Origin of the sequence: Peteryoungia rhizophila (assembly GCF_004912145.1) — a bacterium.
Classification (GTDB): Bacteria; Pseudomonadota; Alphaproteobacteria; order Rhizobiales; family Rhizobiaceae; genus Allorhizobium; species Allorhizobium rhizophilum.
Map to the genome: position 1 here is coordinate 1 of NZ_STGT01000009.1, position 19,934 is coordinate 19,934.

Annotated in this window: 18 protein-coding genes and 1 riboswitch; of the genes, 6 read left to right on the forward strand and 12 right to left on the reverse strand. The window is 61.7% G+C overall.

The annotated features are described in order from the left end of the window. Positions 1 to 121 precede the first annotated feature (121 nt). From E9677_RS24245 to E9677_RS24275, 7 genes are all read right to left on the reverse strand, one after another. Entirely contained in the window at positions 122 to 646 is a 525-nt protein-coding gene (locus tag E9677_RS24245; RefSeq protein ID WP_136560642.1) for a flavin reductase, read from the reverse strand. 46 nt (positions 647 to 692) lie between these two features. Next, positions 693 to 2,111: an amidase gene (locus E9677_RS24250; protein ID WP_136560643.1), complete on the reverse strand. Its 1,419-nt coding sequence runs from the start codon at positions 2,109 to 2,111 to the stop codon at positions 693 to 695. Beyond that, a complete protein-coding gene (locus tag E9677_RS24255; RefSeq protein WP_136560644.1) occupies positions 2,108 to 2,311 on the reverse strand; it encodes a hypothetical protein in 204 nt (67 codons plus the stop codon). The genes E9677_RS24250 and E9677_RS24255 overlap by 4 nt, the downstream gene beginning before the upstream one ends. Next, on the reverse strand, positions 2,311 to 3,321 hold the full coding sequence (locus E9677_RS24260) for an ABC transporter permease (RefSeq protein WP_136560645.1): 1,011 nt from the start codon (positions 3,319 to 3,321) through the stop codon (positions 2,311 to 2,313). Before E9677_RS24260 ends, E9677_RS24255 begins: the two co-directional genes overlap by 1 nt. After that, the gene (locus tag E9677_RS24265) at positions 3,318 to 4,865 is read right to left on the reverse strand and encodes a sugar ABC transporter ATP-binding protein (protein WP_136560646.1); all 1,548 of its coding nucleotides are present in this window, start codon (positions 4,863 to 4,865) and stop codon (positions 3,318 to 3,320) included. Before E9677_RS24265 ends, E9677_RS24260 begins: the two co-directional genes overlap by 4 nt. A 24-nt stretch (positions 4,866 to 4,889) precedes the next feature. Beyond that, a complete protein-coding gene (locus E9677_RS24270) occupies positions 4,890 to 5,990 on the reverse strand; it encodes a sugar ABC transporter substrate-binding protein (RefSeq protein WP_168801342.1) in 1,101 nt (366 codons plus the stop codon). Between the two features lie 280 nt (positions 5,991 to 6,270). Then, positions 6,271 to 7,491, reverse strand: a complete 1,221-nt coding sequence (locus E9677_RS24275) for an MFS transporter (protein ID WP_136560648.1) — start codon at positions 7,489 to 7,491, stop codon at positions 6,271 to 6,273. Between the two features lie 179 nt (positions 7,492 to 7,670). On the opposite strand from E9677_RS24275, the gene E9677_RS24280 reads away from it, so the two are divergent. From E9677_RS24280 to E9677_RS24305, 6 genes are all read left to right on the forward strand, one after another. Next, positions 7,671 to 8,429: a GntR family transcriptional regulator gene (locus E9677_RS24280; RefSeq protein WP_136560649.1), complete on the forward strand. Its 759-nt coding sequence runs from the start codon at positions 7,671 to 7,673 to the stop codon at positions 8,427 to 8,429. 257 nt (positions 8,430 to 8,686) lie between these two features. Beyond that, positions 8,687 to 9,769, forward strand: coding sequence for a pyrimidine utilization protein A (gene rutA, locus E9677_RS24285; RefSeq protein WP_136560650.1), 1,083 nt, complete (start codon positions 8,687 to 8,689; stop codon positions 9,767 to 9,769). 1 nt (position 9,770) lies between these two features. Continuing rightward, entirely contained in the window at positions 9,771 to 11,330 is a 1,560-nt protein-coding gene (locus E9677_RS24290; RefSeq protein ID WP_136560651.1) for an amidase, read from the forward strand. Then, positions 11,327 to 12,634 (forward strand): amidase, encoded by a 1,308-nt coding sequence (locus tag E9677_RS24295; protein WP_136560652.1) that lies wholly within the window; start codon positions 11,327 to 11,329, stop codon positions 12,632 to 12,634. Before E9677_RS24290 ends, E9677_RS24295 begins: the two co-directional genes overlap by 4 nt. Before the next feature lie 16 nt (positions 12,635 to 12,650). Then, positions 12,651 to 13,517 (forward strand): isocitrate lyase/PEP mutase family protein, encoded by an 867-nt coding sequence (locus E9677_RS24300; protein ID WP_136560653.1) that lies wholly within the window; start codon positions 12,651 to 12,653, stop codon positions 13,515 to 13,517. Positions 13,518 to 13,520: 3 nt separating this feature from the next. Further along, positions 13,521 to 14,144 (forward strand): isochorismatase family protein, encoded by a 624-nt coding sequence (locus E9677_RS24305; protein WP_136560654.1) that lies wholly within the window; start codon positions 13,521 to 13,523, stop codon positions 14,142 to 14,144. A gap of 209 nt (positions 14,145 to 14,353) precedes the next feature. Here E9677_RS24305 and ribB read toward each other — a convergent pair whose 3' ends face one another. The 5 genes from ribB to E9677_RS24330 form a co-directional block, all read right to left on the reverse strand. After that, positions 14,354 to 14,989: a 3,4-dihydroxy-2-butanone-4-phosphate synthase gene (gene ribB, locus E9677_RS24310; protein ID WP_136560655.1), complete on the reverse strand. Its 636-nt coding sequence runs from the start codon at positions 14,987 to 14,989 to the stop codon at positions 14,354 to 14,356. A gap of 114 nt (positions 14,990 to 15,103) precedes the next feature. After that, positions 15,104 to 15,248, reverse strand: a riboswitch (FMN riboswitch). Positions 15,249 to 15,406: 158 nt separating this feature from the next. Next, the gene (locus E9677_RS24315) at positions 15,407 to 16,195 is read right to left on the reverse strand and encodes an SDR family oxidoreductase (protein ID WP_136560656.1); all 789 of its coding nucleotides are present in this window, start codon (positions 16,193 to 16,195) and stop codon (positions 15,407 to 15,409) included. 17 nt (positions 16,196 to 16,212) lie between these two features. Further along, the gene (locus tag E9677_RS24320; protein WP_136560657.1) at positions 16,213 to 17,706 is read right to left on the reverse strand and encodes a sugar ABC transporter ATP-binding protein; all 1,494 of its coding nucleotides are present in this window, start codon (positions 17,704 to 17,706) and stop codon (positions 16,213 to 16,215) included. Positions 17,707 to 17,727: 21 nt separating this feature from the next. Further along, entirely contained in the window at positions 17,728 to 18,663 is a 936-nt protein-coding gene (locus E9677_RS24325) for a substrate-binding domain-containing protein (RefSeq protein WP_136560658.1), read from the reverse strand. 118 nt (positions 18,664 to 18,781) lie between these two features. Further along, entirely contained in the window at positions 18,782 to 19,756 is a 975-nt protein-coding gene (locus E9677_RS24330; protein ID WP_136560659.1) for an ABC transporter permease, read from the reverse strand. Between the last annotated feature and the right edge of the window lie 178 nt (positions 19,757 to 19,934).

Sequence of the window (19,934 nt, forward strand, 5' to 3'; positions counted from 1 at the left end):
CCTGCCCGGCAATCACACCGGCGCGGCCCATTAGCTCTTCCAGGATTGCCAATCGCCACGTCTTCTCTGTTTCCCGGAGAACTGGCGGGAGAGTTGGGTCATGGGTAAGCCGAACGGCATGTCAACTCGCAATACGCCCATAGGCACGTCTGTAATAGACCAATGCCTCCGCGTCATTGCCACCATGAATGCCTTCAACTGTGCAGTATAACACCCGATGGGTGCCGATGTCGCACTGCTCGCTGATACGGCAGTCGAAGGAGACGAGGGCGTCGCTCAGCACAGGCGCGCCGGTAATTCCACTCCTCCATTCGGCGGCAGCGAAGCGTTCGTCGACTGGCGTCTTGCCACCGAAGACCCCGGACAGCGCCTCGTGAGAGGATGAAAGTACGTTGACGCAGACTATACCGTTCTGGGTGACGGCATCGAAGACGGATGCGGATCGGTTGAGGCAGATCAGCAGCGTTGCGGGACTGTCGGTGACGCTGCAGACGGCGGTCGCGGCAAAGCCGGCGCGGCCGGCCGGACCGTCCGTCGTGATGATGTTCACGGCCGCGACCATTTTTGCCATCGCGTCCCGGAATGCCTCGCGGGTAATCGGGGAGATGACGTCCAGGGGTTCGGCGAAACTGGGGATGCTGTTCATCGTGGTCATCCTCTCTGGCTTTGGGATCGTCTTGTTGTCGGTAAGGTCATGCCGCAGACCGTGTCCTTGTCGATGGAGTAAAGGCGGCAAGCGACAGGATTAGTTCGAGGCGGCGAGCAAGGCTCGCTGCAAGGTCCTCCCGCCAGGGCCTTGCAATGATCTGGATGGCAATTGGGAGACCACCGGGCGAGACCGCAACGGGAAGCGTCACCACGGGCAGTCCGAGGAAGCTGAAGGGTCGGGTGAAGGAGGTCATGGCGCTGACCACCGCGTTCATCTTCGGGCTGGTGCCGATGTCGACCTCGCTGGACAGCGGAGGGAGGGCTGGCATCGCCGGTGCAATCAGGATGTCGGTATCGCCGAAGGCCTCATTGAGGAATGCTTCCAGTAAAACCGACCGCATCTGCAGCGCCCTGATGTAGATTGGCGCCGGGATGGCCAGTGACTGCGCCAAACGCATGCGGATCTGGGGGCCGTAGTCTTCCGCGCTCTCTCGCATCCAGTCGAAATGGACAGTGCCGGCCTCGGCCATGGCGACGACATTGGCAAGTTCTGCGATCGACGGCATGTCGATGCCCTTGCTCATTCCAAGCGAGGCAACTTCATTCTCTAGGACATGCGCAGTTGTTTCGATCGCGGTGCCGACCGCATCGTCCAGTCCGCTTTCAAACTGGCCGCCGAGAATTCCGACGCGCAGTGCGCCAATCTCATCCATCAAAGGGGCGGGGCGTGGGACGGCCATGCATGTCGTGTCTCGACCGTCTGGTCCGGCGATCACCCTCAGGACGCGATAGGCGTCCTCCACCGTGCGGGCGAGTGGGCCGACGCAGTCCTGCGAAAAGGAGAGCGGCATCACACCATGCCGGCTGACACGGCCCTGGGTCGGTTTGATGCAGACGATGCCACAGCAGGCTGCGGGCAGCCGAATGGATCCTCCTGTATCCGAGCCGAGTGCGGCTGTGACCACGCCACCGCCGACGGCCGAACCACTGCCCGATGACGATCCCCCGGTGATCCGCTCGGGATCGATCGGGTTCAAAGCCCGGCCGTAATGAAAGTTGTAACCAGTCGGACCCATCGCGAATTCGCTCATGTTGAGCCGTCCGATGGAGATTGCACCAGCTGCCTCCAGCCGTTGCATCACAGTCGAGGTTTCCGTGGCGACATGAGATTGCCTGATCTTCGATCCGCATCCGGTGACGAAGCCTTTGCGGTCATACATATCCTTGTGGGCAAGCGGGACGCCGTGCAATGGGCCCGTTGCTTGACCCCGCGCCAGCGCCTCGTCTGCCAGATGGGCCGCCCGCAATGCCGCTTCCTCTTCGATTTCGATGAAAGCGTTCAGTTGCTCGTGGCTCGATCTTGCGCGGTCGAGTGCCGCTCTGGTCAGCTCCACGGCGCTGATCCGGCGTTCTTTGACAGCGGCTGCCGCCTCCGCGAGCGAAAGGGGATCGTCGAGGCTCATCGATCCGCCTCCGTCTGCAGTATGCGGTCGAAGGCTGCAGGTTCCACATTGAACAATGCGCCGTTCCGCCCTTCCGGAGCCGCAGCGATCGCAGCGCTGTCCCTGCGCAATTCGCCAACCATGGCGACGAGTTCCGGATCAACGGCCGGTCGTCCCCAATAGGCTCGAGCGAGGGCCTTCATGACGTCTTCGATATCCATCAGCTGAAATCCTGCGGCTGCCGGTTTCGGACCAACTGGCTGAGCGAGACCGCGATCACCATCGCACCACCATAGAAAAGGTTCTGCACATAGGCATCTGCGCCCAGCATGGTCAGCCCGGTGATCCCCGTGACCAGGAAATAGACGCTGATCACGGCACCGAAGGCATTGAATCGCCCCGGAGAGATCGTCGTGGCGCCCAGGAAGGCGGCGGCGAAGGCCGGCAGCAGAAGGTTGAGGCCGGAAAGCGGATCGGCGGAACCGGTCATGCCGGCATAGAGCACGCCGGCAAAGGCCGAGATCAGGCCAGAGAGGACGAAGGAGGTCGCGCGGACGCGGTCGACATTGATGCCGTTCAGGCGTGACACTTCACGACCGCGACCGACGAAGAGCAGCTTGCGCCCCGGGATCGTGTATTCGAGCGCATACCAGATGATCGCAGCCAGGATCATGGCGTAGAAAAAGGCGAGCGGTATGCCGAGGAAGCGGTTGATGATAACCCATTCCACGAGGCCCATGGAGATGCCTGATATCGTCTGGCTGTTGCTGACCCAGAGGATCAGGCCATTGACGAAGGTGCCGATGCCGAGCGTCACGATCAGCGAATGAATGCGGAAATAAAGGACGAAGAATGCATTGGCCGCGCCGATGACGATGCCGCTTGCGAGCGCCACCAAGATCACGGGAAAGATCGGCCAGCCAAGCTTCACGTTCAAAACTGCAATCAGCATGCAGCTCATGGTGAGCGTGGAGGCGCCCGACAAGTCGAAATCGCCGGAGGTGAGTGGAAGGATGATCGCCAACGTCAGGACGACGAGGATGGCCTGAGATCCGAACAGGGTGGAGAAGCTGCGCCAACTCAGGAAAGACTCCGGCATCAGGAAGCCGAAGATCACAATCAGCAGCAGCCAGGCTGCGACGAGCGCGAAGCGTTCGACCTCTGTCTTGACCGTGAAGCGGCTCTTCGCCCGGGGGAGGGATTTAGTTGTCGGCATGTCGAGCGTCGTCATTCTGCAGCCTCCGCTTGATGGCTGTGGAAACAGGCTTCGGTGATGGACTTGCGGGAGATCTCGGAACCCTTGAGCTCCATGACCGGGCGTCCGCGGGAGAAGACGATGATCCGATCACAGATCTGTTCGAGCTGTTCGTTGTCTGTCGAGGCGCAGAGGATAGCCGTACCCCCAGCCGCGGCCTGATCGAGCGCCTTGAAGATTTGCTGGCGAGCGCCGAAATCGACGCCCTGGGTTGGCTCGTCGAGCATCAGCAGATTGGGTTTGATCTGCAGCCACTTTGCCAGCAGGACCTTCTGCTGGTTGCCCCCCGACAACGAGCCGAGCGGCAGTTGCGGGTCCTGGGGACGGACGTCGTAGACTTGGGCCAGGCGACCTGCTTCTCTCACCATCCAGCCACGATCGAGCCCATAAGGCTTGAGCAGCCCTTCCAGAACCGGGAGGGTGATATTGTCTGTCACCGACAGACTGCCGATACCGGCAGATCCTAGTCGGTCTCCCGGCAGAAAGGCGATGCCGAGTTTCTGCGCCAGAAGAGGGGTGATGGCGGATAGGGCAAGGCTCTGGCCGCCGATCGAGATCGTGCCTGTGCCACGCAGCGCGCCGTAAAGCAGATAGGGCACAGAAGCGAAGCCCGAACCGATGAGGCCGGTCACTCCGAGGGTCTCGCCCTCACGGATCTCGAAATCGAAGCCTGGGGACCTGCCGTCGCTCAGATCGCGGACACGAACGGCGGCGGGAATGCCATCCGTTGCCATCCGATCCTTTTGAAAGTGATCGATTCGCGTACCGACGATCGTATCGAGAATAGACTGGCGTTCGGCTGTTCGGGTGTCGAGGATGTCGACGAGTTCGCCATCCCGCAGAACGGCGACGCGGTCGGTGATATCCCTCACCTCGTCGATGTCGTGGGTGACGATGACGACCGAAGCTCCGGACCTGACGATAGAGCGGATCAGCGTGAACAGCCGCTGAACGTCTTCGGCAGGCAGGAAAGGTGTCGGCTCGTCGAGCACCAATATGCCCTCACCGCCATAGCCGGCATCCGAGGCGCGCAGATCTTCGAACGCCCTGACAATGGCGACGAAGGCGCGTTCAACCGGTGCCAGGCTGGCAATGGTGCAATAGGGGTCGATGTCGAGGCCGAATTCGGCGAAAAGAGCCGAGATCGTCTGTGCTTCCCGCTTCCAGTTCACGCCCCATGGCGTCTTCTGCCCGAGCGCAGTCACCCGCATGTTCTCGAGGACGGTCAGCGAGGGAACGAGGCCGAGATGCTGGTGGACGAAGGCCACGCCACGCTTCTTGATATCCATCGGGTCAAGCGGCAGGGGCAGCGTCTGGCCCCAAAGGACCACTTCGCTGCCCTCTTCCGGCTGGTGGAAGCCCGCGAGAACCTTGATCATCGTCGACTTGCCCGAGCCGTTCTGCCCGAGCAGGCCGAAGACTTCGCCGCGGCGGATGGAAAGCGATACGCCCTTGAGCGCGTAGTAGCTCCCGAACCGCATGCGAATGTTGTTCATCCTGAGCACAGCATTCTCGGTCATCGCGCCGCTCCCGATGTGGCTGGGTTACTTCAGCATCCAGAGCTTGCGGAAACCCTCGAGATGAGCGTCGCCGTAGCCATCGTCGAAGTTGGCAGGCACCCCTGCGGTCTCGATGTTATCCTTGTCGAAGACCAGGAGCGGCACATTGAGCTTGGCCACTTCCGGCTTGCCGCACAGCATCCGCATGATGTTGTCGATGGCTGCATATCCGGCCCAGCCAAGGCTCTCGCCGATATCCATCTCGACCTGTCCTTCGCGCACCATGTCCAGCACGAAGGGCGTACCGTTGAAGCTCGCAACCTTCACCGAGCCTTCAGAGCCGGTGATGCGCAATGCGGGCACGACGAACTGCGACATCGAATCGTAGATCGGCAGGATGTAGTTGATCGAGGGGTCGGCCAGCAGCGCCGACTGGGTGCCCGACTGGATCTTCGTTGCCCATTCGGAAACCGGCACGTCGAGATGCGTCTGCTTGCAGTCCGGGCAGAGCGCCTTGAGTTGGTCCTGGATGGACTGGACGAAAGGAATTGACGGCAGCACATCAGAGGAGCCGATGATCAGTACGTTCGGCTTGCCTTCGGTCTGCGCATAGGCCCAGGCAGCGAGCAACTTGCCCGCGCCAGTGAAGTCGACTTTGCCGGAATAGTCGACGCTCTCCACAGCCGGCTGGGTCACGTCGTAGAAATGGGTGGTGCTGATCTTGAGGCCAGCGGCGCGTGCCTCGGAGAGCTGCGGCCCCAGCACTTCCGGATTGAGGCCCCCGGCAAGGTCGACCACGTCATAGTCCTGGCTGATCGCCTGGGAAATCCCCTGAACCCACTGGTCGAGTTTCAGCTGGTTGTCCCAGGTCGTGTAGGTGAAGCCAACTTCGGCCGCTGCCGAGGCCATCGCCTTCTGAAGCTCCACATTGAACGGGATCGTCATCGAGATCGGGATCGACAGAACCTTCTTGTCCGCCATGCAGGCCTTGGCATCGAAGGGTTCGCCAGGTGCGGCGAAGACCGGCATGGCGCGGTGCGCTTCGATGATGGCCTTTGCATCGGCCATGGGATCTGCGGCGGCTGGCGTGGAGGCGACCGCAAGTGTGGATGCGGCCAAAAGCGAACTGGCAAGAATGAGGCGCATGATTGACGTTCCCCTGTCTCTAACCCGGTTTTCCGGTGTCATCTGATGCGGTTCTCGATGACCGCTCGTAGATAATGTACGTACATAGTCAGCCGAACGTCAATCGTGTTTTGCCTATTTTTTTGCACTGCACATTTATTCAGCGAATGCCGAAAACCCTTTCAGTCAGGCGATCGAATCGCGATCAACTGGGCGCAGCTCGTCCCCAGCAGGCGCGCGATCTCGCACGTGCAGCATCGATGAGTGCCGAGTGATATGTCAGTACATATGGTGAGAGTTGTTATCGGCTGGCCGTATGCGCGCGCCAGGCGATCAAGCAGCCAGCGAAGCCGAAGAGGGCAAAGATCATGAAGCTGGCGCCATAGTGTCCCGTCAGTGCATAAACGCTGCCGAATGACGAGGGCCCTACGATCACCCCGATGAAAGTGTAGACAAGCACGCCGCCGGTGATCGAGCCGACCCGTCCCTCCGGAGCATTGTGGGCCACCTCGGCGAGCAGCACGCCGTTCCATCCGATGGTGACCCCACCCATGGCGACGAAAAGCGCCACCTGCGCGATCGTTGGCAGATCGGTCAGCCAGAACAGCAGGGCATAACCGGTGCCGCCCAGCAATCCGAGCAGGGCGAGTGTCTTGAACCCGCCACCGATCCTGTCGGCGACCACACCCCAGAAAATGCGCCCGACCGCGCCGGCAAGCTGCATGGCTGCTGCAACAGAGCCAGCCGAAAGAAGCGACCATCCGGCGTCATGCACGAGCGTTACGACGGCAAATGCCGAGACGGACAGTTGCATGGCTGAATAGGCAAAGCCGAGAGCCGACAGCGCCCTCAGTCGCGGATTGCGCCAGATCGTCGACTGCTCCTCCGCGAAGCCCTTCAAAAAAGACCGCCTTGGCGCCGGATTGACCGGCTCCGCTGCATGCGTCGCGGCCAGAAGCGCCATCGTCAGGATCGGGGCGACGGCGCCGATGAGCAGCGCGACGTGCCAGTCGAAGAAGCGCGTGAGAAACGGAAAGGCAAAGCTCGCAAGGATGCCGCCGAGTGGCACGCCCGACTGCTTCAGGGAGAAGACGATATTGCGTCTGTTCAAGGGGGTGACCCGGCTCAGCATTTCCGAGGAGGCGGGATTGTTGAGCCCGTAGCCGATGCCGATGAAGAGGGAGGCGGCGATGATCAGCGGGATCTTAGCGCTCGCAATGCCGACAAAGCCCAGCACGAAACAGGCGAGAGCGGCCTGTTCGATCCGGATTGGGCCGAAGCGCTGAACCAGCGTCCCGGCAATCGCCGAAGAAAACATCCCGGAGAAGTAGATCAGGCTGATCTGGTAGCCGATCCAGTAGGCCCCGATATCTAGATCTTTCGCCACCGTGGGCGCAATCGCGGTCAGCGCGAGCACGCTTGCCGTCGCGACGATCTGTATCAGTGTGGCCGCAATCAAGGTCTGGGTAAGCGAGGAGGCGTGTCGCGCGGGTGGCGCCTCTTCGGCGATGAAGTCAGACATATGGTGCTGTCTCGGAGGATGTGGCTAGGATATGTACGTACTAATTGATTTGGTGAAGGATCGCAAGCCGGTGCTGCGGCCTGCTTCGATCTCCCGAATTCCATTTGCCTTTTGCCGGGAAAGGAGGTTGAAACTCTGGCACGAGGAACTCGGCGTTGCGCCGATGGGGATGGTTGAGCTTGGATCAGAAGCGCATGGACTGGAAGCCGGAAGTGGACACCGCGCCGCTCTACCTGCAGGTCGCCCATCATCTAGAGAGCCGGATCAGCGACGGCGAGTTTCCGGTCGGATCGCTTCTGCCCACGGAAAACGAGATCGCAGCCGCTCTCGGCGTTAGCCGCCAGACCGTGCGTCAGGCGATAGCAACGCTTCGCAACAAGGGGCGCCTTTCCGCCCGCAAGGGCGTGGGCACGCGCGTTGAGGCGGGGTTCGACCCGGAGAAGAAGCGCTTCATCGCCCATTCGCGTTCGGAGCTGTTCGAGATCGCCGCCGAAACGGAATTCGTGATCGATACCAAGGAAGAGATCTCCGCGCAGGGCAAGCTTGCCGTCGAGCTCGGCTGCCGGCCCGGGCGCAAGTTCTTCCACATGGCCGGTATCCGGTATCCCGGCAATCGCAGCCGCCCGTTCTCGTGGAATGAGGTCTATGTCGACGCCAAGCTGGCTGCTGCCGTGAAGGACATCACGGTCGCCCGCAGCGCCATCTTTCACTATATCGAGCAGTACACGGGGGAGAAGATCCAGGAAATCCAGCAGGACATCCGCCCGATGATCCTCGACGCCGAGATTGCCGCCAAGCTCGATGTCAAGGCAGGCGATCTGGCGCTGGTCGTCACTCGACGCTACTTCGGCTCCGGCCGCCGCCTGCTGGAATACGCCTTCCAGGTGCTTCCGGCAGAGCGCTTCACCTTCACCACGACGCTTCGCGCCGAAGGCTGAGCCTCCCCTTTTCTCATCATAGATCCATGGCCACCAGCAGCGCTCTTGGGCGCTGATGGCGTTTCCGCGTCCTGTTTTGCCTACAGATCGTCCGTTTGAACGGTTGCTCGGCAACTCCGCCCTGCGCGCGATTCCGGCGAATGATCGAAAAATATGCAGGCCTAAAGATCAGGCATTTTTGGCTGGACAGCCTCAAAAATTTTTGCATTAGTTCGTACATACTGCTTGCGTGTAGGTCATACTAAAAGGGGAACCACATGGATATCGGTGTCTTCATTCCTATCGGAAACAACGGCTGGCTGATCTCGACAGCGTCGCCGCAATACATGCCGAGCTTCGAGCTCAACAAGCAGATCGTCCAGAAAGCGGAAAGCTACGGCCTCGACTTCGCCCTCTCGATGATCAAGCTGCGCGGCTTCGGTGGCAAAGCCGAATTCTGGGACTATAACCTCGAGAGCTTCACGCTGATGGCGAGCCTCGCCGCCGTCACCGAGCGCATCAAGCTCTTCGCGTCTACAGCTGTTCTCACCCTGCCGCCGGCAATCGTCGCGCGCATGGCGACCACCATCGACAACGTGGCGCCCGGTCGCTTCGGTGTGAACATCGTGTCCGGCTGGCAGATGGCGGAATACGACCAGATGGGCATCTGGCCGGGTGATGACTATTTCGGCTACCGCTACGACTATTCAACCGAATACGTGCACATCATGAAGGAGCTCTGGGCGAACGGCAGCTGCAGCTTCGAAGGCAAGCACTTCACCATGAAGGATTGCATGATGAAGCCGATGCCGGCGAACAAGATCGAGATCGTGGCAGCGGGCCAGAGCCCCCGCGGCATGGAGTTCGCCGCTGAATATGCGGACTACAACTTCGTCATGGGTTCCGGCATCAACACGCCGACTGCCTATGCCCCCAACAACCAAAAGCTCCTCGATGCCGCCGCGAAGACAGGCCGTGACGTCGGCGCCTATGTCCTCTTCATGGTGATCGCTGACGAGACGGACGAGCTGGCCGAGGCGAAGTGGCAGAAGTATCGCGCAGGTGCTGATGTCGACGCGCTGGCCTGGATGGCGGATCAGGGTAGCAAGGACGCATCGGCGGACGCCAATTCGACCGCCAAGCACATCAACCTCCCCGAAGGGGCGGTCAACTTCAATATGGGCACGCTGGTCGGCTCCTATGCGAAGGTCGCCCGCATGCTGGACGAGGCGGCGGATGTGGCGGGTACAAAGGGCATCATGCTGACCTTTGACGACTTCCTTATCGGTCTCGATCAGTTCGGCGAGCGTGTCCAGCCGTTGATGGCAAGCCGCGCACCCAAACAGATCGCGGCGGAATGACGTGACGGCGACTCAGCCTGCATCTGTTGGCAATCCCCGCCCAGCGGCGGGGATCAACTTCGATCCGATGACACTGGCAGACCCCACCCATGTCGACCGCGTTCATCGCGATGCGGTGTTGTCGGAAGTGGATCCTGCTTCGGTGGCTCTGCCGCCGGCGCGGGCTCCGCTGAAGAATCACCCGGTCGCAGCCGGGGTGACCGAGTTGCTCTCGGCCTATTCCAGTGGCAGCTTGCAACCGTCGCAACTTCTTGACCAGCTCAAGGCGCGCATTGAAGCTGCCCGGACGGGAGGAGAAGCAGTTCTCCGCTTCGCTCCAGACGCCGAACAGGCTGCGCGAGAGAGCGATCGGCGCATTGCCGAGGGTCGTGCGCGACCGCTGGAAGGCATCCCCTTCGGTGTCAAGGATATCATCGATGTTGCGGGTACCATGGTTACCTCAGGCTCTCACTTCACGGGTGACCGTGTCGCGGCCGTCGATGCGCCGGTGGTGGCAGCCCTGCGTGCTGCCGGTGCGATTCCCTTCGCAATCACTGCGACCACCGAGTTCGCGACCGGATCGCCGGACAATCCACGCTACGGCACCGTCACCAATCCGCATGACCGTCGTCGCTGGACGGGCGGATCCTCGACAGGGTCCGGAGCCGCCCTCGCTGCTCGGCTGATGCCGCTTGCGCTCGGCACGGATACGGGAGGGTCGATCCGCGTCCCCTCCTGCTGGTGCGGCACAACGGGGTTGAAGCCAAGCCGTGAACTGATCTCTCGGCAGGGTGTCGCTCCCCTTTCCTGGACCCTTGATCATGTCGGTCCGATGGCGCGCTCGGCCGAAGATATCGCCCGCGTTCTGCCATTCATGCTGCACGGCGGTGGAGGGCGGCTGGCAAGCGAAATCGCCGCGCTGTTGACCAACGGCCCCGTCCGGAGCCTGAGGCTTGGCGTTCCCGTCAACTGGTTCACCGAGAAGGTCGACCAACGCGTGCTCGCCAATTGGCAGGCCGCCCTGGGACAGTTCGAGGCCCTCGGATGTCAATTGGTGCCGCTGCCGCGAATCGAGGTAGAGCCCTTGCATGAGGCCGGTTGGGTCATCCTTCAGAGCGAGCTGGCGAGCCTTCATGCGGCCCGTCTTGACCGCGCCGAACTCTTCGATCCAGGCCTCCTGCATCGTCTGAAGAACGGGCTGGGCTACTCGGCCCGTGACTATGGCGAAGCACTTCAGCGTCGGACTGAGGCACTTGAGGCATTCCTGACCGCCATGCGCGACATCGATGCGGTGATCACACCGGGCCTCGGTGGCGAAGCCGGCCATCTCGATGATCTCACCGTCGATATCGATGGCGAACGCCACGCATTCCAGACAGTCATTTCACGCAACACGATGATCTTCGATGTGACGGGCCTGCCGGCGCTCATGGTGCCGTCGGGTGTCGGTTCAACCGGCTTGCCGACCGGCATCCAAATCGTCGGTCACCCCGGGGGAGATGCGCTTTGCCTGAGGCTTGGGAAGGCTTTTCAGGAGGTGACGGATTTCCACCGGATGATGCCGCCAGAGGATGCCCTATGACATCGCACGCCCCTGTCACACCGGATCTCACAGCGCTCACGGCAACCGAGGCCCTCTCCCTGATGGCGGATGGGCGTCTGACGTCGCGCGCGCTCGTTTCGGACTGCCTCGAACGGATCCATGATCGAGATGCCGATGTCAGGGCCTGGCTAGCACTCAGCGAAACGGCACTAGCACAGGCCGACCTTTGCGATGCCGCCCCGAAGGCCGAGCGTGGCAGGCTTCACGGTCTGCCAATCGGGGTGAAGGATGTCTTCGATACATCAGACCTTCCCACCACGCACAATTCGCCACTCTTTCAAGGCTTCCAGCCTGCCGCAGACGCGGCCGTGGTCGATCTTCTGCGCAGCGAAGGCGCCATCATTCTCGGCAAGACCGATACGACGGAATTCGCGGCCGCCGGTTGTGATGCGGCAACCGCCAATCCTCACGACCTCGCGCACACCCCCGGAGGTTCGTCTGCGGGCTCGGCCGCAGCCGTAGCCGACATGCACGTGCCGCTGGCGCTTGCGACGCAGACGGGCGGTTCGACGATCCGGCCCGCCTCCTTTTGTGGGGTCGTCGGCTTCAAGCCGAGCTTCGGCCGGGTAAGTCGCGAAGGCGCAAAGATCTACGCGCAGAGTTTCGATACCGTCGGCTGGTTTGGCCGTTCGGTGGATGACGTAGCACTGCTCGCGTCTGTGCTCGGGCTCGATGAAGCGCTGGAGTCGGCTGACTTGCCGGGCAAGGTCAGGATTGCGATCACGCCTGGGCCCTATCGCGAGCGCCTGAAACCCGAGAGCCTCTTAGCTCTTGACTTCTCGAAGCAGCGGCTCGAAGCGCGGGGCCATTCAGTGCAGTCCATCGACCTGCCGACCGAATTCGAAGCTCTCGACAGCCACCACCGCGTGATCCTTCACCGGGAGGGGCAGGCATCCTTCCGCAATCTGGCGCGACGCCATGGAAGCCTCCTGCACGATGATTTCCACCACCGGGTCGAAAATCGCGATGGCTCCAGCCTTCGGAACCTCGCACAGGCCTATGATGCTATGGCGCTCGGACGCATCGCATTTGACGCCTTGATGCAGGACTTCGACATCCTGATCGCTCCGAGCGCACCTGGTTTTGCACCGCTCGGACGCCGCCCGGGGGATCCGGTCTTCAATGCCTCCTGGACGCTTCTCGGCGTCCCCTGTCTCAATATCCCGGTGCCGCTTGGCCATCCCTCTCTCCCGATCGGTGTCACGCTGATCGCCGCGCGCTTCGCCGACAAACATCTGCTCGATGTCGCGCGGCAGCTCGAACCCGTCCTCAATCCGAGATGAAAGCAGCAGACGAAACATGCCCGATCCCACTTTGAAGCAGCGGCTCACCGACGGCGAGTTCATCCTGGCGCCTGGGATCTACGACATGATCTCGGCTCTGATCGCAGACCAGATGGGCTTCAAGGCGCTCTATGTCACAGGATATGGAACGGTCGCCTCTACCCTCGGCATTCCAGATGCGGGCATTGCCACCTATCGCGACATGATCGAGCGTATTGCGCAGATGGTGAAGCTCACCCATACGCCTGTCATCGCCGATGCGGATACCGGTTATGGCGGACTGCTCAATGTTCGGCACACCGTTCGGGGGTATGAAGAGGCCGGCGTCTCGGCCATCCAGCTCGAGGATCAGGAATTCCCGAAGAAGTGCGGCCACACGCCCAATCGGCGCGTGGTGCCCATGGCGGATATGGTGAAGAAGATCGAGGTTGCGGTCGATAGCCGGCGCAGCGACGATTTCCTGATCATCGCCCGTACCGACGCCCGCACGAGCCTTGGTCTCGACGAGGCGGTCCGCAGAGCGAAAGCCTATGCGGCGGCAGGTGCGGACATTCTTTTCGTGGAATCACCTGAGAGTACCGAAGAGGTGAAGGCGATCGCCGAGGCCATGGACCGGCCACTGCTCGCCAATATGGTCAATGGCGGGCGTACCCCGCTTCTGCCGGCCTCTGCCTTGCAGGCGCTCGGCTACAGGATCGCCATCTATCCCGCCCTTGGCTTTCTCGCCCATGGTCACGCGCTGCGCCATGCCTATCAGGACCTGCTCGACAACGGCATCACGACCGATGCCGTGCCGCTTTACCCCTTCAAGGACTTCAACAGCCTGCTCGGTTTCGAGGACGTGTGGGCTTTCGAGAAGAAATTCGCCGAAACCGAGGACTGAGCCATGACCGACGATCTCACCGCAAATTATGCCAAGGCCTATGACAACAGGATCGGTTTCGGCAAAAAGCCTGCGCTCATTCTGGTCGATTTCGTTCAGGCCTATTTCGAGCCGGAAAGCCCGCTCTATGCCGGCGTGGACGCCGCGCTTGCCAGCGCCCTGCGCATCCGTGAGAAGGCGCGGGAAAAGGCCATTCCCGTCATTCTTACGGGCGTGGTGCTCCATCCCAGTGGTCTGGATGGCGGGCGATTCTTCCAGAAGGCGAAACCGCTCGCCTGCTTCACGGCCGGAAATCCGCTCGGAGCATGGCCGCAGGGGCTCGAACCGTTTCCGGACGAATTCGTCATCACCAAGCAGTATCCGAGCGCCTTCTTCGGGACGTCGCTTGCGCCGCTGTTGACCTCGATCGGCGTCGACAATGTCATTCTGACGGGCCTGACGACGAGCGGCTGCGTGCGGGCGAGCTGCGTCGATGCCATGTCGCACGGCTTCATCACCACGGTCGTCCGCGAGGCCTGCGGCGACCGGCATGCAGCGCCGCACGAGGCAAATCTTTTTGACATGAATGCAAAATATGCCGACGTCGTTTCCGAACGAGAGATCCTCGACTTCATCGCATCTCTTTAACGGACACCCAGTCCCTGCAATGCTGATAGGGCCTGTCCCCGATGCTGTTGCTAAACCGCAGTCGCAGGTTTTCCCGATCGGCGCGACCCCCGATCTGCACCGCTCCAGTTTGCAGTTTGCCAAGGATCGGCTCTTGGCCGACCAGCTCCCCCGATGAGGCATCTCCGGGTGAGCTCGCCGACGCCAGTTCCGCCGCGCCCTCGGCTGCGTTACGCGGCGGCCGCGGATGCGCTCTGATCACACCGCATGCGATAGCGGATCAACTCCTCTATGGAGATGAGAGGGAGGCCGTGCAGTTCACAGAACACGACGAGATCGGGCAGCCTGGCCATGGTTCCGTCGTCATTTGCCACCTCGCAGATCACGCCGGACGGCTTCTTGCCGATCAACCGTGCGAGATCGACTGCAGCTTCCGTGTGGCCGGGGCGGCCCAAGACGCCATCAGGATGGGACCGCAGGGGAAAAACATGCCCCGGCCGAGCGAAGTCTTCGGCAGTCGATGACTTGTCCATCAGGGCGCGAACCGTCGTGGCGCGATCTGCGGCCGAGATTCCGGTCGTCGTGCCGTGGATGTAATCCACCGACACTGTGAAGGCCGTCTTCAGGTATTCCGTATTGTTCGGGACCATCAGCGGAATTCCGAGCGCATCGAGCCGGTCGCCTTCCATGGCGATGCAAACGAGCCCTCGGGCATGTTTCATCATGAAAGCGATGGTTTTAGACGTCACATGCTCGGAAGCGACGATGATGTCACCCTCGTTCTCGCGGTCCTCGTCATCGACGACGACGACCATACCGCCGCGTGCAAGGGTTTCCAATGCGTCTTCAATAGTCGAAAGTGTCATTCCATTGCCTTTCAAGGGTCACCGCGTCAGCGGCCAAACCACGACCTTGCGGTCGCCATCCATCCCTTGGGCGAACACAGCACACACGTCTCCCGGCAAGGGAGGCGCCATGGCCGGTGCTCTCTTTCATCCGGACTGTGACCGTCGGCTCCGGCATCGCACCGGATCTGCTGCCTTCCACCGAAGTGAAAGCGCTCGCGGGCTCCCGGCTTCGCCGGATACCGCCGGTGGGGAGTTTCACCCCGCCCTGAGAACCCCTTCAAGGTAGGAGATTGGATACCGACTTTTCAAGCGCAAACTGAGCAGATGCAGCAAAATTGCAAGTCTTGTCGCTTGGTTGCCACGCGACGTCGCGAAACAAAAAAAGCACGGTGCGCGAGCACCGTGCAGGCTTGGGAGGCCTTGTTTCGATGGGGGTCACCAGCAGCAGAAGCCGCCATCGACTAGGAGGTCGACACCGGTGACGAAGCTCGCGGCGCCGGACAGCAGGAAAACGGCCGGGCCGACCATTTCGTCGACATTGGCCATGCGCTGCATCGGGGTCTGTTCTTCGAAAAGTTTCGTCTGATGGACCATTTCCGGCCGCGTGTTCATCGGCGTCGCGGTATAGCCGGGGCTGATCGTATTGACGCGAACGCCACGTCCCACCCATTCCATCGCCATGGACTTTGACATGTGAATGACGCCGGCCTTCGAGGCGTTATAGTGGCACTGGTTCAGGCCGCGATTGACGATCACGCCCGACATCGAGGCGATGTTGACGATCGAGCCGCGACCGTTCTTCAGCATGGCACGGGCTTCGGCCTGGCAGGACAGGAAGACACCCTTCAGGTTGATGTCCATCATCGTCTGGAACTGGGATTCTTCCATCTCCTCCGCCGGGTTCGCATTGGCGATGCCGGCGGCGTTGACGGCGAGGGTCAGCGGGCCGAGTTCGGCCTCAGTCCGCGCCACGGCGTCCGTCAGCGCGCCGGCCTGGGTCACGTCCGCCGCGATTTCGATGCTGCGGCGACCGGCGGCCGCGACGTAACGCGCAGTCGTCGCCAGACCGTCATCGGTGCGGCTGTCGAGGAGCGCGACGTCGGCCCCGCATTGGGCGAGCCCGATCGCGATCCGTTGACCAATGCCGCTGCCGGCTCCCGTCACCAGCGCCACATTTCCCGAAAGATCGAAGAGCTTCGGTGCGTTCAAAGTCATGTCCGACATGGGTCGTTCTCCTGCAATTAAATCGTGGCGAGTTCCATGACCGAGACGTCATTGGCGTCTGCGCGGTCGAGAATTCCAGCCTGTTTTCCTTGTGCCATCACCATGATCCTGTTGGAGACGCCGAGCACCTCTTCCAGATCCGAGCTGACGACGATGACGGCGATGCCCTGGCGGGCGAGTTCCATGATAGTGTCATAGATCGACGAGCGCGCGCCGACGTCGATGCCGCGGGTCGGCTCGTCCAGCACCACGACCTTCGGGTTGCGCGCCAGCCACTTGGCGAGCACCACCTTCTGCTGGTTGCCGCCAGAAAGCTCTCCGGCATTCTGCTCGCCGCGACCCTTCACTCCGAATTTCTTGATGTAGCCGTCGGCGAATTGGCTGAGACGCTTCGACGTCATCCAGCCGGTTCTCGAGACGGCGTCGAAATTGGCGTAGCCGATGTTTTCCGTGATCGAGTGCTCGAGGACGAGCCCCTGGAGTTTGCGATCCTCCGGCACCAGGACCATACCGTTGCGGATCGCATCTTGCGGTGAGCGCGGCGTGATCACCTTGCCGTCGAGCACGACCTCGCCGGCGGCGATCGGGTCGGCTCCGGTGATCGCCCGGACGAGCTCGGTGCGCCCGGCACCGACAAGGCCCGCGATCCCGAACACTTCGCCACGCTTCACCGCGAAGTCGATGTTGCGGAATGTGCCTGATGGCGACGAAAGCCCGCGTATCTCCAGCATGACGTCGTCCGATGGGGCTGGCACAGCTGGAAACATGCGGTCCAGCGAGCGGCCGACCATGGCCTCGACAATGGTGCGGACGGGAACGTCCCCGCTATCGAATTCCTGCACCTTGGCACCGTCGCGCATGACGACGATGCGGTCGGCGATCTGTCGGATTTCTTCCAGTCGGTGGGAAATGTAGATGATGCCGACACCGTCGGCCTTCAGACGTTCGATCTGGCGGAATAGGAGCTGTGTTTCTTCTCCGCCGAGCGCTGCGGTCGGCTCATCGAGGATGAGCAGCCGGGCATTCAGCGTCATCGCTTTGGCGATTTCGATCAGCTGCTGCTTGGCCGTGGAGAGGCCTTCCACCAGCCGGCGCGGGGAGACGTCGAGCCCCAGCCTCTGCAGGCCGGCATGGGCGCGTTCCTCCATCGCCTGTCGATCGATGCGTCCGCCCTTGGTGAGGTAGCGCCCGACGAAGACATTCTCGGCGATCGACAATTCTGGCAGGAGTTTCAGCTCCTGATGGATCATGCCGACGCCGGCATCCATGGCGGCCCGCGGGGTGGCCGGCGCATAAGGTGCGCTGAGCCATGTCATTGTGCCGGAAGTCGGCTGAACGGCGCCGGAAATGATCCTTGAGAGGGTCGATTTTCCGGCGCCGTTCTCACCCAGCAGCGCCACGACTTCACCCGCTCTCACATCGAGGTCGATGCCGTGCAGGACCTCGAGCGATCCGTAGACCTTGCGGATCTGCCGGAGCGAGAGGATGGGCGGGAGGTCGTTGGCAGTCATGGCGCTGTCTTCCGGTCGTGATCAGGGATGCTCGGCGACGAACTTTTCAGCATTTTCCGGCGTCGTCAGGAAGCCGGGAAGCAGCTGCTCCGCCGGGAGTGTTTCGCCGGCTGCGAGTTTGATGGCGCTGTCGACGGCGAGACGGCCGATGCCGCGGACCTGCTGTGTCGCCGTAGCGTCAAAGCCGCCTTGCGCGAGGATCGGCAGAGCGGTGGTGTCACCATCGAACCCGCCGACATAGACCCGCTGGGAAACGCCGGAGACCTTGACTGCCTGTGCGGCACCGAGTGCCAGACCGTCAGCCTGTGCGAAGATCAGCGAAACGTCGGGATGGGCCTGGAGAAGGTTCTGGCCGATGTTGAGGCCTTCCGCCTGCGACCACTGCTCGCTCCACTGCTGGGCCACCAGTTCGACCCCGGAATTCTCCCCGATCGCCTGCATGCAGCCCTTGGTCCGCTCGACTTCCGGCGTTGTGCCCTTCTGGCCGTGGATCATGAGCATCTTGCCCTGGCCGCCGGCCAGCCCGATGATGTGCTTGCAGACTTCATAGGCCGAGGTTGCGTTATCGGTGGCGATGAATGTATCGCCAGGCGCACCGTCGGCATTGCGGTCGACATTGACGACCGGGATCCCGGCTTCCTTGGCGAGGCGCGTCGGAACGGCGGCGGCGGCAGCACCTGCAGGAATGTAGATGAAGGCGTCGATGCCCTGCGTCAACAGGTCCTGCACCTGGCTGACCTGCGTGGCGCTATCGTTCTTGGCGTCGACAGTGATGACCTCGATGCCCTTCTCCTTGGCATAGGATTCGACGCCGATCTTGATCTGGTTGAAATAGTCGGCCTGCAGGTTCGAGACGGCGAGCCCGATCTTCTTGACCTCTTCGGCAGATGCGCCGATAGGATTGAGGGCCGTTGTCGCCAGCGCTGCAGCGACCAGAAGCATGGTCTTGATTTTCATGGTAGATCTCCTCCGTTGTTTCGGCACCCCGCTACCACCGCAGGACCGAAGTTTTGCCTGGCATTTGCCGGGCGGTGAACTGGCGACAATGCCGCCAAACTGAACCGCAGCCGAGCCATCACCTCCGTTTGATGGCTTCGGCCGCGACTGCGAGTGCGATGACGACGCCGATGACGACGGCCTGCGTGAAGGGCGAGACGCCCAGCAGGTTCAGGCCGTTGCGCAGGACGCCGATGATCAAAACGCCGATGATCGTTCCGAGAATGCCGCCCTTGCCGCCACTCAGGCTTGTTCCGCCGATGACGACGGCTGCGATGGTGTCGAGTTCGTAGGAAACGCCGGCCGTCGGTTGGACAGAATCGAGGCGCATGGCGAGAACCACACCGGCTAGGCCCGCGAGCAGGCCGGACACGACATAAACGCCGATCGTGTAGAGATTGACGTTGATGCCGGCGAGGCGCGCGACCTCCTGATTGCCGCCGATCGCATAGAGCGAGCGGCCGCCCGTGGTGTAGCGCAGGTAGATCCAGCCGAGCACGAATACCACCAGCATGACAGCCACTGTCAGCGTCAGGAAACCGCCGAAGCGGGTGTAGGCGAGCAGGCTGAACCAGGAAGGGAAGCCAACGATCTGCTGGCCGTCAGTGATCATGTTTGCCAAGCCGCGGGCGACGGACATCATCGCCAGCGTAGCGATGAAGGCCGGCACCCCGAGCGCCGTAATCAGTATTCCGGAAATGGCGCCTGTCACGGCGGCGGCTCCGAGAGCCAGGATAATGCCGACAGGGAGCGCCATGCCCACCTGGTTTGCGAGGTAGCCCATCACCATCATGGCGAGTGCCATCACCGAGCCCACGGCGAGATCGATACCGCCGATCAGGATCACCATGGTCATGCCCACGGCCATGATTCCCAGCACCGTGATCTGGTCGAGGACGTTGAGAAGGTTGCGCGCCGACATGAACTTGTCGGTGGCAAATGAGAGGAAGATGCACAGCAGGATGAGGCCGATCAGCGGGCCGGTCGTGCCTCTCAATGCCGACAAGGCATTCGTGCCCCCGCCGCGCCCCTGGTCTGCCGCTTGAACCGACATCCGCTCCTCCCATGCTGATACCAGATCGATAGCGCTGGTATAAATATTCATTGCTGTGTGTAAATTCGTAACGCAGGGATCGTTAGGCTGTCAACTACCGATGTCGTGAGGTTTCGAAGATTTAATTTCAGCAATGCGCCTTGACAGGCGAAGCTGAGATGCAATTATATGAGGTACA

What these genes read in the sequence shown, in the direction of transcription:
- E9677_RS24245 (WP_136560642.1), bottom strand. Translation starts at nt 646, where the DNA reads ATGAACAGCATCCCCAGTTTCGCCGAACCCCTGGACGTCATCTCCCCG.
- E9677_RS24250 (WP_136560643.1), bottom strand. Translation starts at nt 2,111, where the DNA reads ATGAGCCTCGACGATCCCCTTTCGCTCGCGGAGGCGGCAGCCGCTGTC.
- E9677_RS24255 (WP_136560644.1), bottom strand. Translation starts at nt 2,311, where the DNA reads ATGGATATCGAAGACGTCATGAAGGCCCTCGCTCGAGCCTATTGGGGA.
- E9677_RS24260 (WP_136560645.1), bottom strand. Translation starts at nt 3,321, where the DNA reads ATGACGACGCTCGACATGCCGACAACTAAATCCCTCCCCCGGGCGAAG.
- E9677_RS24265 (WP_136560646.1), bottom strand. Translation starts at nt 4,865, where the DNA reads ATGACCGAGAATGCTGTGCTCAGGATGAACAACATTCGCATGCGGTTC.
- E9677_RS24270 (WP_168801342.1), bottom strand. Translation starts at nt 5,990, where the DNA reads ATGCGCCTCATTCTTGCCAGTTCGCTTTTGGCCGCATCCACACTTGCG.
- E9677_RS24275 (WP_136560648.1), bottom strand. Translation starts at nt 7,491, where the DNA reads ATGTCTGACTTCATCGCCGAAGAGGCGCCACCCGCGCGACACGCCTCC.
- rutA (WP_136560650.1), top strand. Translation starts at nt 8,687, where the DNA reads ATGGATATCGGTGTCTTCATTCCTATCGGAAACAACGGCTGGCTGATC.
- E9677_RS24295 (WP_136560652.1), top strand. Translation starts at nt 11,327, where the DNA reads ATGACATCGCACGCCCCTGTCACACCGGATCTCACAGCGCTCACGGCA.
- E9677_RS24300 (WP_136560653.1), top strand. Translation starts at nt 12,651, where the DNA reads ATGCCCGATCCCACTTTGAAGCAGCGGCTCACCGACGGCGAGTTCATC.
- E9677_RS24305 (WP_136560654.1), top strand. Translation starts at nt 13,521, where the DNA reads ATGACCGACGATCTCACCGCAAATTATGCCAAGGCCTATGACAACAGG.
- ribB (WP_136560655.1), bottom strand. Translation starts at nt 14,989, where the DNA reads ATGACACTTTCGACTATTGAAGACGCATTGGAAACCCTTGCACGCGGC.
- E9677_RS24315 (WP_136560656.1), bottom strand. Translation starts at nt 16,195, where the DNA reads ATGTCGGACATGACTTTGAACGCACCGAAGCTCTTCGATCTTTCGGGA.
- E9677_RS24320 (WP_136560657.1), bottom strand. Translation starts at nt 17,706, where the DNA reads ATGACTGCCAACGACCTCCCGCCCATCCTCTCGCTCCGGCAGATCCGC.
- E9677_RS24325 (WP_136560658.1), bottom strand. Translation starts at nt 18,663, where the DNA reads ATGAAAATCAAGACCATGCTTCTGGTCGCTGCAGCGCTGGCGACAACG.
- E9677_RS24330 (WP_136560659.1), bottom strand. Translation starts at nt 19,756, where the DNA reads ATGTCGGTTCAAGCGGCAGACCAGGGGCGCGGCGGGGGCACGAATGCC.